The sequence below is a fragment of the Actinophytocola sp. genome (genome assembly GCF_035942955.1).
Taxonomy (GTDB): domain Bacteria; phylum Actinomycetota; class Actinomycetes; order Mycobacteriales; family Pseudonocardiaceae; genus DASYTH01.
This window is the reverse complement of the sequence record NZ_DASZCQ010000062.1, coordinates 1-11,712: the sequence shown is the minus strand read 5'-3', so window position 1 is coordinate 11,712 and position 11,712 is coordinate 1. Positions and strand designations below refer to the sequence as shown.

The window sequence follows — 11,712 nt, the reverse complement described above, 5'->3', positions numbered from 1 at the left end:
AGGTTTGCCATGATTGCCGGATTGGCGATGCTCGTGCTGGCGGTAGCCGCGGTGTTGATGGTGGCGGTCGCCCCGAGCGAGAAGAGCTGAGTGAAGCCAACTGGGGCGTGGTGTCCCGCCGGGTGCTCGTAGGTTGGGCACATGGCTGAGCAAGTGAGTAGGTTCGGCGCCGTTTCCCTCGACGAGCTGCCGGACGACCTGCGTGAACGGATCGGCGCGATTGCCGAGAAGGCCGGGTTCGTACCCAACGTCTTCCTCGCGCTCGGGCACCGGCCGGCCGAGCTGCGCGCGTTCTGCGACTACCACGACGCGTTGATGGAGCGGGAGACCGGTCTGTCGAAGGCCGAGCGCGAGCTGGTCGTGGTGGCCACGTCGGGCGCGAACCACTGCACGTACTGCGTGGTGGCGCACGGGGCGATCCTGCGGATCCGGGCCAAGGACCCGCAGATCGCCGACCGGGTGGCGACGAACCCGTGGTCGGTCGAGCTGACCGGCCGGGAGCGGGCGATCGTGGACCTGGCCCTCGCGCTGGCGGTCGAGCCGGCCGCGTTCCGCGCCGACGACATCGACGCGGCCCGCGACGCCGGCCTGACCGACGAGGAGATCTGGGACGTCGGTGCGATCACCGCGCTGTTCGCCATGTCCAACCGGCTGGCGCATCTGATGTCGTTGCGCCCCAACGACGAGTTCTACCTGATGGGTCGGGTGCCAAGGAGTTAGAGCTCCAGCCGCCAGGTCTGGCCGTTGAGGTCGTGGCCGAAGCGCCGCCTGCGGTCCTCCGACACCAGTTGGAAGCCCTCGCGCTGGTAGATCCGCCGGGCCGCGGCCAGCACGTCGACCGTCCACAGCTCCATCGCGCGGTAGCCGGCCCCGCGGGCGAACGCGAGGCACTCCCTGACCAGCCGGGTCCCGACGCCGAGCCCGCGGGCGCTCGGCTCGACCAACAGCAGGCGCAGCCGGGCGGTGGCGTCGTCCTTGCGCATGCAGAACACGCTGCCGGCCGGCTCGCCGTGCACCTCGGCGATCCACGCCGCCTCGCGCCGCGGGTCGTGCTCGGCCAGGTAGTCGCCCACGATCCGGGCGGTCATACCCTCGAACGAGCTGTCCCAGCCGTATTCCTCGGCGTAGAGCGTTCCGTGCCGCTGCACGATCCAGCCGAAGTCGCCGGGCCGGGGTGGGCGCAGCACCACCGTCTCCCGGCGGCGTTCCGTGCCGAGGTGTTGCGTGATCACGTCCATGGCCTGCACGAGGCGCCGCTGGCCCTCGTCGGTGATGCCGGCCAGCAGCGCGCGGACCTGGTCGCTTGACCGGCCGTCGAGCAGTTGGAAGACCTCCTTGCCGGTGGCGGTGAGCCGGATGACCTGCACCCGGCCGTCCCGCGTGCTGCGCTCGCGCTCGACGAGGCCGTCGGTCTCGAACCGGGCGAGCAGCCGGCTCAGGTAGCCGGGGTCGAGGCCGAGCGTCTTGCGCAGCACGCTGACCTCGAGCTTGGGGTGGCGCGACAGCTCGAAGAGCACCCGCGCCTCGGTGAGCGAGTACGGCGTGCTGAGCATGCTCTCGTCGAGCAGACCGATGATCTTCGTGTACATCCGGTTGAACTCGCGGACCGCCTGGATGCGCTCGGCGGGCACGGTGGCGTTCATTGCTCACCTCAACAAACTCGTTGACTGAGTCAACGATATGCCTCCCGCGCGCCGAGCGCCAGACCCGCCGCGCCGATCAGGCCGGCCTGGCTGCCCAGCGTGGCCGGCAGCACGCGCAGCTCGTCCAGAAAGGACAGCCGGGCGTGCTCGGCGAGCGTCTCGCGCAGCGGTTCGAACAGCAGGTCGCCGGCCTGCGCCACGCCGCCGCCGATGACCGTGAGCTCCAGGTCGCATACGGCCGCGGCCGCGACGACGGCGAGCGCGACCGCGCGCCCGCCGCGCCGGAACGCGGCTCGGGGAAGCTCATCCCCGGCCGTGGCGGCGGCCGCGAGGTGGGCCGCGTCCGCGTGCTCGGGCGCCTGCCAGCCCTGCCGCCGGGCCCAGCGGACCAGGTTCGGTCCACTTGCGACAGTCTCGACGCAACCCCGGCCGCCGCAGCTGCACGGCAGGCCGTCGGCCGGCTCGACCACGACATGGCCGACGTGCGCGGCATTGCCCGTCCGTCCCGGGAACGGCTGCCCGCCGAGCACGAGGCCGCCCCCGACCCCGGTGGAGACCACCATGCCGAGCATCGACCCGCTGCCCCGCCCGGCCCCGGCCCAGTGCTCGCCCATGGCCATGCACAGCCCGTCGCCGGCCAGCTCCACCGGAACGTCATCCAGCAGCTCCCGCATCCGGTCACGCAGCGGGAACCCGCGCCAGCTCGCGATGTTGATCGGACTGACCGTTCCGGCGATCAGGTCCACCGGGCCGGCACACGAGATGCCGACCGCATCGACCCGGATCTCGCCCGCGTCCAGGACCTCGTCGGTGGCCGCGCGCACGGCGTCGAACGTCACCTCCGGATCGTCGCCGGCCGGCGTCGGACGGCTGCTCCCGGCCAGGATCGCACCGGTCTCGTCGACGATTCCCGCGGCGATCTTCGTGCCGCCCACGTCCAGCGCGAGAACCGTCCGGGCCATCTCCACCTCCGCAGGGGCCGCCGTGAGTCTTTTGTGGGCTATGGCACCGGAAAAGACTCACGACACTAGTGCCGGTGCGTGTTGTCGGGTTGGCTCGGGTCGCCGGGGTGCTCGTAGCCGGGGGCGAGCCGGACCTGCTCGGCCATGCGGCCGTCGAGCCAGGCGGTGAACGCCCGCCGCCGGGCGTGGGCCAGCAGCAGCCGCTCGATCTCCGGGCGGACCTCGTCGAGCGGGCGCAGCCGGGCCGGCTCGATCGCCTCGAGCCGCAGCACGTGCCAGCCGAGCGGGTCCCGGATCGGCCCGACCACGTCGCCGGCCGCGGCCGCGAACACCGCGCGCTCGACCGCGCCGACCAGCTCACCGCGGCCGAGCGTCCGCAGTGGACGGTCGGCGAGTCCCGGGTCGGCCTCGGGCTCGGTCATGATCGCGTGCCGGACGACGCGCCGCTCCGGGACGCGGAATCGCTCGGGGTTGCCGGCGTGGTAGCGCGCGACGTGCCCGGGGTCCACCCGGACGTGCGCGGTGACGGCCGGGAACACCGCCCTGGCCGGCGCGCTCTGCGCCAGCAGCGCGGCCGCGACGCTGCCGAGCTCGAGCAGGGCGGCCCGGTCGGCGGCGAGCCCGGCCAGCTCCGGCGCGGTGTCCGGGTCCAGCCCGCGGGCCCGCGCCTCGGCGGCGGTCAACCGCTCGGCGGCCATGAGCTGCACCAGCCAGCGGCGCAGCTGCCGGCCCTCGCTGCTGTCCACGCTCGGCAGCGCGATCCCGCCCGGTCCGGCGCGGACGGCCCGCTCCCGGGTGTCTACATCGGACATATCGAGTGGGCGTCCGGCCACCCACGCGACGGGTGTCACGGGACGACCTCCAGCGGGACCGCGGGCGAGTAGAGCACCCGGCCGGCGCCGGTGACCTTGATCAGGGCCCACCACCGGCCGGGTGGCGTCCAGGGCGGCGGGGTGAGGTGGAAGTCGACGTCCAGCTCGCCCATGCCCGGCAGCTCGGCGCCGCCCGCCCACTTGCCGGACATCTCCCACGTTCCCCACGGGCTGATCAGGGCGAACTCCAGAGCGATCGGCGCGCGGGCCCCGGAGGCGACCCGGACGGCGACCCGGCCGGACCGGCCGGCGGTCAGCCGCACCGGCTCCGGATCGCCGACGATCCTCAGCAGCGGGGGCAGGTTCTCGCCCGGAACGGTCAGCACGGCGACGTCCTCGACTGCCTGCCGCCAGCTTGGCGGCAGCTCGTCGCCGACCAGCTCGGCCCTTGCCCGGATCGGGTAGAGGCCGGGCTCCGCGTCCGACGGCCGGGTGACGGTCAGGTCGGTGGCCAGGTGGCCGCCGGGCGGCAACCCGAACGGCACCTCGGCGGGTTCGACGCGCCAGCCCTCGGGAGCGGTCGCCCGGACGAACCCGTGCAGATCGCCGTCGGTCCGGTCGGAGGCGACCGTGAGCCGCAGCGTGCCCTCGCCCGGCTCCACGTGCACCGCAACGGGCAGCCCGCCGAGCGGCGCCGGCCCGCGGTTGTGCAGCCAGTACTTCGCGTACAGGGGTTGGGCGGCCTCGGTCTCCGGCCCGAGCACCGGACCGTCCACGGTGGAGGTTGAGGCCGCGGGTCGGGCGAGCACGGTCGCGGCGTCGAACCCCGCCACCGGGACCGCCAGCTCCGGCAGCGGGTCCGTCCGGCGTTCCAGGAGGTCGGCCGTTGCCGGCTCGGTCAGCGTCAGCACCGGGGAGTCGACCCGCGCGGTCACGGGTTCTCCCTGGTGCGCCACCAGCCGCAGCGCCACCCCCTCGCGCGGGTCGGCGGGCGCGGCCGAGCCGTGGGTGAGCGGGTTGCCCGCGGCCTTGAGCGCCGCCAGCCGGACCCGGTCCGCGGGCTCGACCGTGAGCAGCGATCCGGTGTGCGGCAACGTCCGTCCCGAAGCCTGCGGCAGCACGGCGATGAGCGGCTGGGCGTACTCCGCGCTGGTCGCGGCGATGCCGGCGGCGCGCCAGTCGCCGTCGCCGGACGTGATCGCGTAGCCGAACTCGTGGGTCCAGTGCTGCAGCTGGAAGTTCGAGCCGTCCGGCGCGGTGCGCCGCGGCGGGTTGATCCACACGCCGGACGGCCAGCCGGTGCACGAGCGCATCAGGGAGGCGTGCAGGGTGCCGGACGTGTCCACGGCGAACCCGGGCAGGCCGCGGTTGAGCAGCGCGACCGTTCGGCCGGCGTAGCCGTCCTGGCCGGGCTCTCCGAGGTCGACCTCGATCACGTTGTCCGCCAAATCGTCCACAATGGACGTAACGGCCTCCTGGTCGGCCGGCATGATCAGCACGCCGAGCGCCCGCGGGTCGCGCAGGTCGGCGCTTGGCTGCCACACCTCGGTGAGCGGCTTCTTCGGTGGCACCCAGCCGACGCTCTCGTGCAGCAGCGTGAAGCCCGACCCGTCGAGCACCTCGGCGGTGAACTCGTTGACGTCCGGCCCGCCGAGGGCGATCCGCACGTCCGGCAGGTTGGAGTCGACCTCGAGGTTGCCGTAGCGCGGGCCGGCGGCTGAGCTCACCGTGGCGGTCACGCCGCAGCGGGCAAGGGCCACGGCCAGCTGCCGGGCCAGTGGCGCGGCGTCCGCCCGGTCCGGCACGATGATCTCGGCGACGCCGATCGGGCGCAGCACGCCGTCGGCCAGCCGCAGCGCGGCCGGGGCGGACAGCCCGAACCAGGTGTGCGCCGGGTTGTCCAGCGTCCACGGGTGGTGCGCCGAGTTCACGTCGATCAGGCCGAACCCGCGGCCGATCACCGCGTTGCCCACCTCGCTCACCGGCAGCGCGCCGGGAACCGGGCAGGGCCAGCGCACCCGCAGCAGCTGATCCGAGCCGGTGAACTCGTCCACCGTGGTCAGACAGTCGACCCGGCCCACGCCGTGCCACAACGTGATCGTCTGGGTGTAGCGCACCGGGCCCACGTGCCCGCGCACGATCAGCCGCTCCCCCACCGGGCTGCGTTGGGCACGCACGTCGGCCGCGGTCCTGGCCGAGGTGTTGGCCGGCCCCTTGGGCAGCAGGTGCCACGGCCCCTCGCCGAACACCGGGTGCTGCGGGTACTCGTCGTACACCGCGAGCTCGTTGCCCAGCCGTCCCTCGGCGATCAGCTCGCGCCCGGCGGCCAGCTCGACCAGGCTGGTCACCCCGCCGCCGTGGGCCGGGTCGACGGTGACCCGGTACCGGTCGTTCGCCACGGTCATCCCGTCGGCGTCGGCCCAGCCCTGATCGTCTCGAGCGGACGGTCGGAGCCAGAACGTGCGCCAGCCGAGCGATGGCACGTTCGGCGCGAGGAAGGTCACCGTGTGGCCGCCGTGCTCGACGAGCGCGGGCAGCTCGGCGCCGCCGTCGTCGACAACGGCGACACCCGCGGCGAGCGGCTCGGCCAGCCGGACGGTGACCACGTCCGTGCGCTCGTGGGTGAGCGGATTCCATACCACGCATGGAGTTCCGGCGCCGGAACTGTCCACGAGGGAGGTCAGGGTGTCCAGGGCGGCCCCACGCACCCCGAACGCCAGGTCGTGTGCGTCGCGCCAGGTGGTGAGCAGGTCGAGGTACACCTGGTCGGACTCGGAGCCGGTGATCCCGTCGTGGTGCGCCCCGTAGGCGAGCTGCACCCAGGCCTTGGCAAGCGCGGCGTCCGGGTAGCGCGCGCCGCCGAGCAGCGCGGCGAACACCGCGAACGACTCGGCCTCCAGCAGGGCCAGCTCGGCCGCCCGCTGCGCCTGCTTGGTGTCGATGTAGGAGACGTCTTTGCCGGTGTAGATCGGGTTCATGTCCCGGGTCTGCGGGGTCGGCGCCTCCCCGCGCTCGGCCAGCTCGGCGCGCACGGCGGCGAAGAAGTCGCGCGGCAGCGAGCAGACGAACCGCGGCCACACGTAGCGCGAGTTCCAGTCCCGGTGGATCGCGGTGACCCACTTGTTCGGCGGGGTGTAGTCGGTGCCGACCGGCAGCAGCACGTGCCGCGTGGTCGCGACCTGCTTGAGGCCGAGGAACAACCGGTAGGTGGCCTCCTCGGCGGCCTCCAGCGTCGGGGCCGAGTCCATCACCCAGCCCGAGCCGTAGTGGTCGGCCATGTACGCGGTCAGCAGCCCACGCCCGGACGGGGAGATCCACTCGAACTCGCTCGGGAACTGCATCCGCCGCGGGTCGCCCTTGCCGCTGGCCGTGCGCTCCATCGGGCCCCACTGGTGGAACGGGCCGCGCGCCCACGAGCTCGAGGTCAGCCCGGCGTCGGCGGCCAGGCCGGGGAAGGCCGGGTCGTGCCCGAACACGTCGAGCTGCCATGCGGTGCGCGGGTCGGCGCCGAGCACGTCGCGCTGGAAGCCCATGCCGTGCACGAAGTTCCGCACGGTGGTCTCGGGATGGGTCAGGTTGGTGTTCGGCTCGTTGTACGCGCCGCCCATGATCTCCAGCCGGCCCTCGGCGAGCAGCCGGCGCAGCACCGCGCGGTCGGCGGGAAAGGCGTCCCAGTACGGCTTGAGGTAGTCGACCTCGGCGAGCACGAAGCGGTACTCCGGCTCGGCGAGCGCGAGCGCCAGGTGCGCGCGGACCAGATCGAACCCGGCGAGCTGCCGGGCGCCCCTTGGCGAGCCGGGAAAGTCGAGCTCGTCCCAAGCCACCGTGTAGGCGGCTTGGGTGTTCCACCAGACCGGGTCGTAGTGGAAGTGGCTGACCATGTGCATGGTCCAGCCGGGCTCGGCGACCACGATGTCGAACTCGGCCTCCAGCCGGCCGCCGCCGGACTCGATGACGGCCCTTGCCGGAAGCCGAGTTCCAGGCCGCGCGCCCCGCGTGTCCACCGGGACGTCGACGCCGAACTGGCCGTACGCGGCGATGTCCTGGGCGCTCGGCGTGCTCAGCTCCCGACCCTCGACGAAGACCCTGGCCGGTCCACCGCGCGCGGTGGTCGACACCCGGACGATCTGCAGCGGGGCGGACTCGGTACCGACGAACAGCTCGGTGGACTCGGCGGAGACGGCGTCAGGCGGCATGCCTCGACTCTAGGAGCGGAGGGGAGGCCCGGGTGCGGTCGGCCTCGCGGGGGCGCCGAATGTGGACAAATGGAAACCCCGTACTGCTGCCAGGTCGGGGGTCCGCCAGCACTACGGGGTCACCCGGAACATCGCGCGTCCCTGCGGGCTCGTTACACGGCGACGAAATGTGTTCTGGATCACATCATCGTCATGGGTCAGTAGACGCGGTTGCTCTGGTTCTGTGCGATGACGATCAACTCGTGCCGCATGGCCGGGGTTGCGGCGTTCTGGATGGCCCGGTCGATCGCCCGGCGATTGCGGGCCTCGACGCGGCGGGCGCGGATCTTCGCGGCGATGTTCATGGGTCCTCTTCCCTCGCGTGCATTCTGGTTACTGCACCAGTATGCCGCGTAGCTGCTATCTCAGGCACCCGATTATCCGGTGAGATGCCGCACAGGCCGGACAATCATCGGCGCTAGCAGTGTGTTGGGCTCTCTAGCGCATCTGCTAGACAGAGCAAGAAAGTGCTACGGATCCATGCCGAGCAGGAAGCGGCCGAAGTGCGGGACCGTGAAGGCGATCCGGCCGCGCTCCGCCGAGTAGATGAGCCCCTTCTTGATCAAACTGTCCCGCGCCGGCGACAGCGAGGACGGCTTGCGGCCCAGGTAGACGGCGATGTCCGAGGTGCCAACGCCCTCGTCCTTGCCCTCGGCCATCTCGGCCATCGCACGCAGGTACTCGCGCTCGGCCGGGGTCGCCCGCTCGTAACGGGAGCCGAAGAAGCCCACCGCCAGCTCCGCCTCGGCTTCCGGCGCGGCCACCGCGACGTCCTCGTGCGTGATCGGATCGGCGGGCGCGGCGTCCCAGGCCGCCTTGCCGTACGCCTGGATGAAGTACGGGTAACCGCCGGACGCGTCGAACAGGGCGTCCAGCGCCGTCGGGGTGATCCCGGCGTTCTCCCTGGCGATCGGCGCGAGCACGGCCTGGTCGGCGTCGGCACGGTCCAGCCGGTCGATGCGGACGTAGCGGAACAGCCGCTCCGAGTACGACTTGCTGGCCGACAGCACCGCCGGCAGGTGCGGCAGCCCGGCCCCGACGACGACCAGCGGCGCCCCGGACTGGGACAGCTCGTGGCAGGCGGCGCACAGCGCGGACACGTCGTCCGGCGCCACGTCCTGCATCTCGTCGATCAGCAGCGCCACCCCGGTGCCGACGTCCTTGGCCAGCTCGGCGATGTCGGTCAGCAACTCGACCAGGTCGATCTCGATGTCGCCGGAATCCGCCCTGCCCTGCGCCGCCGGCACGTCGATGCCCGGCTGCCACCGGTCGCGCAGCTTGGCCCCGGCCGGGGTGGCCCGCAGCGCGAACGCCTTGAGCACCCCCAGCACCGACTCGACCCGATCCGGCGCCCGGTGCCGCACTGCCAGGTCGCGCACCGCCCGGTGCAACGCCGCCGACAGCGGCCTACGGAGATCGGCGTCGGGCCGCGCCTCGATCTTCCCCGCCCCCCACCCGCTGCGCACCGCCATCGACCGCAGCTCCCCCAACAGCACGGTCTTCCCCACCCCGCGCAGCCCGGTCAGCACCAAGCTCCGCTCCGGCCGCCCGCGCGCCACCCGCTCGAGCACCACCTCGAACGCGTCGATCTCCTTGTCCCGCCCCGCCAACTCGGGCGGCCGCTGCCCCGCCCCTGGCGCGAACGGGTTCCGCACCGGATCCACGAATCGCACCGTATCCGGCTCTCTAGCGCGAACCCGATATTCCCGCAGAAACCCCTACGGCGTGTCGCACCCGGCTACTGCGCCCAGATGGTGACCTCAGACCGAATCGAACTGGAGAGCGCACCGGACTCGACCGACAGGACATCGACGCGGAAGATGCGTCCCTCGGTCGTGCGCCCGCACACGTGGCTGCCTTTGACAAGGTTGCCGGTCTCGGGCGTGCCGCGCTCCCGCACCACCGCCGCACACTGCTCTCTGCCAGGAACCGAATCGGTTTGCCATTCGGCGAGTTGAGCGGTGTCCGGGTCGGCGTCGAGATGCTCGCCAACGATCACGATGCTCTTGCCGGACAGGTACCGGGGCGGCTTGAAGTCGAGATTGTATGAACCCCACGTCAGTTCTCCGCTCCAGTGAACACCGGGCTCAGGGGCCCCGGATTGGGCGGCGCCAGTGGAGGGGGACCCGGTTTGTGCGGGCACACCGGCCGGCACGGTGACCGTCACGGTCTGGGTCGCGGTTGCGGATTTCGACTCCGGCGCACTCGTCCTGCCGACGAAGAAGCCGGCGCCGGTCAGTGCCACGATGAACCCGCTGATTGCCGTGATCCAGACCGGGCCGAGCTCGCCGATGCCCTTCTTGTGCTGACTGGCACTCTCGCTCATCGTCACCCCAGAACGTCATCCTCCGTGACGAAACGAGAGCGTACGGCAAGGTCGAACGGTGCGGGGACTACTTCTCCAGGATCGCGGTGACGCCTTGGCCGCCGGCGGCGCAGATGGAGATGAGGCCTCGGCCGGAGCCCTTTTCGTGGAGGAGTTTGGCGAGGGTGGCGACGATGCGGGCGCCGGTGGCGGCGAAGGGGTGGCCGACGGCGAGGGACGAGCCGGTGACGTTGAGCTTGGACCGGTCGATGGGGCCGAGGGGCTCGTCGAGGCCGAGGCGTTCCTTGGCGAAGGCGACGTCTTCCCAGGCGGCGAGGGTGGCGAGGACCTGGGACGCGAAGGCCTCGTGGAGCTCGTAGAAGTCGAAGTCCTGCAGGGTGAGGCCGGCGCGGGCGAGCATCCGGGGGACGGCGTAGGCGGGGGCCATCAGCAGGCCCTCGCGGCCGTGGACGTAGTCGACGGCGGCGGTTTCGGAGAACGTGAGGTAGGCGAGGACGGGGAGGTGGTGCTCCTCGGCCCAGGCGTCGGAGGCGAGCAGCACGGCCGAGGCGCCGTCGGACAGCGGGGTGGAGTTGCCGGCGGTCATGGTGCCGTCGGGGCCGCCGTAGACGGGGCGCAGCTTGGCGAGCTTCTCGGCGGTGGAGTCGGGGCGCAGGTTCTGGTCGCGGAGCAGGCCCTGGAACGGGGTGACGAGGTCGTCGAAGAAGCCGCGGTCGTAGGCGGCAGCGAGCTTCCGGTGGCTGGCGGCGGCCAGCTCGTCCTGGGCCTCGCGGGTGATGCCCCACTCCCTGGCGGTGATCGCGGCGTGCTCGCCCATGGACAGGCCGGTGCGCGGCTCGGCGTTGCGCGGGATGTCGGGGACGATGTGGCCGGGGCGCAGCCGGGTGAGCATGCGTAGCCGCTGGCCGACGGTTTTGGCGCTGTTGAGCCGAATGAGCAGCCGGCGCAGGTCCTCGTTGACGCCGAGCGGGGCGTCGCTGGTGGTGTCCACGCCGCCGGCGACGGCCGAGTCGAGCTGCCCGAGGGCGATCTTGTTGGCCGCCTGGAGGACGGCCTGCAGCCCGGTGCCGCACGCCTGCTGGATGTCGTACGCCGGGGTCTCCGGGGACAGCCGGCTGCCGAGCACGCACTCGCGGGCGAGGTTGAAGTCCTTGCTGTGCTTGAGCACCGCACCGGCGGCGACCTCGCCGATGCGCTCGTCCTGCAGGTTGAACCGGCTCACAAGACCGTCGAGCGCGGCGGTGAACATGTCCTGATTGGACGCCGTGGCGTAGGGGCCGTTGGACCGGGCGAACGGGATCCGGTTGCCGCCGAGGATCGCTACCTTCCGCACCTGGCTGGGAGCCATGTCTCACCCTCCTGCTGTCGCCTCACCGCTTAGTTTACTCGTGAGTAGGATCGGGGTTATGACCGACCGTTATCAGCAGTTCGCGACGTCGGGTGTCGGCCGGTTCGTCGTGCGCCGGCTCGGGTTGCCCAACCCGACCCCGCTGCGCCGGTACCGGCCGGGCGAGCCGCCGCTGCCGGGACCCGCGCTGCTCGGCGGCGCGCCGGGCGGGCGGCTGGCCGACACGCTGGTCTCGGTGCTCAAGTCCGCCGGGATCGATGTGCGCACCGAGCCGGTCGACACGCATGGCGCGCTGGTGTTCGACGCCACCGGGATCGCCAACCCGACGCAACTGCGCGAGCTGCACGCGTTCTTCCGGCCGGTGATCCGCTCGCTCGCGAGTTGTG

The 11,712-nt window shown here is 72.3% G+C and carries 9 protein-coding genes and 1 pseudogene; 2 read left to right on the top strand and 8 right to left on the bottom strand.

The annotated features are described in order from the left end of the window. The first annotated feature begins 141 nt into the window (after positions 1 to 141). Complete coding sequence (locus VGX25_RS06535) at positions 142 to 720, top strand: peroxidase-related enzyme (protein ID WP_326916701.1); 579 nt, start codon at positions 142 to 144, stop codon at positions 718 to 720. Here VGX25_RS06535 and VGX25_RS06530 read toward each other — a convergent pair. The 8 genes from VGX25_RS06530 to VGX25_RS06495 all read right to left on the bottom strand — a co-directional run bounded on the left by VGX25_RS06530 (position 717) and on the right by VGX25_RS06495 (position 11,326). After that, positions 717 to 1,643 (bottom strand): helix-turn-helix domain-containing GNAT family N-acetyltransferase, encoded by a 927-nt coding sequence (locus VGX25_RS06530; RefSeq protein WP_326916700.1) that lies wholly within the window; start codon positions 1,641 to 1,643, stop codon positions 717 to 719. The genes VGX25_RS06535 and VGX25_RS06530 overlap by 4 nt on opposite strands. A 29-nt stretch (positions 1,644 to 1,672) precedes the next feature. Beyond that, the gene (locus VGX25_RS06525) at positions 1,673 to 2,605 is read right to left on the bottom strand and encodes an ROK family protein (protein WP_326916699.1); all 933 of its coding nucleotides are present in this window, start codon (positions 2,603 to 2,605) and stop codon (positions 1,673 to 1,675) included. Between the two features lie 65 nt (positions 2,606 to 2,670). Next, entirely contained in the window at positions 2,671 to 3,456 is a 786-nt protein-coding gene (locus tag VGX25_RS06520) for a peptidylprolyl isomerase (RefSeq protein WP_326916698.1), read from the bottom strand. After that, positions 3,453 to 7,613 carry an NEW3 domain-containing protein gene (locus VGX25_RS06515; RefSeq protein ID WP_326916697.1) on the bottom strand — a complete coding sequence of 1,387 codons (4,161 nt, stop codon included), beginning with the start codon at positions 7,611 to 7,613 and terminating at the stop codon, positions 3,453 to 3,455. Before VGX25_RS06515 ends, VGX25_RS06520 begins: the two co-directional genes overlap by 4 nt. A gap of 197 nt (positions 7,614 to 7,810) precedes the next feature. After that, complete coding sequence (locus tag VGX25_RS06510) at positions 7,811 to 7,957, bottom strand: hypothetical protein (protein ID WP_326916696.1); 147 nt, start codon at positions 7,955 to 7,957, stop codon at positions 7,811 to 7,813. Positions 7,958 to 8,122: 165 nt separating this feature from the next. Continuing rightward, positions 8,123 to 9,316, bottom strand: a complete 1,194-nt coding sequence (locus VGX25_RS06505) for an ATP-binding protein (RefSeq protein WP_326916695.1) — start codon at positions 9,314 to 9,316, stop codon at positions 8,123 to 8,125. Between the two features lie 74 nt (positions 9,317 to 9,390). Continuing rightward, positions 9,391 to 9,984: a hypothetical protein gene (locus VGX25_RS06500; RefSeq protein ID WP_326916694.1), complete on the bottom strand. Its 594-nt coding sequence runs from the start codon at positions 9,982 to 9,984 to the stop codon at positions 9,391 to 9,393. Positions 9,985 to 10,045: 61 nt separating this feature from the next. After that, positions 10,046 to 11,326, bottom strand: coding sequence for an acetyl-CoA C-acetyltransferase (locus VGX25_RS06495; protein WP_326916693.1), 1,281 nt, complete (start codon positions 11,324 to 11,326; stop codon positions 10,046 to 10,048). 58 nt (positions 11,327 to 11,384) lie between these two features. Here VGX25_RS06495 and VGX25_RS06490 point away from each other — a divergent pair. After that, positions 11,385 to 11,712: pseudogene (locus VGX25_RS06490) on the top strand (short chain dehydrogenase); the annotation flags it as partial.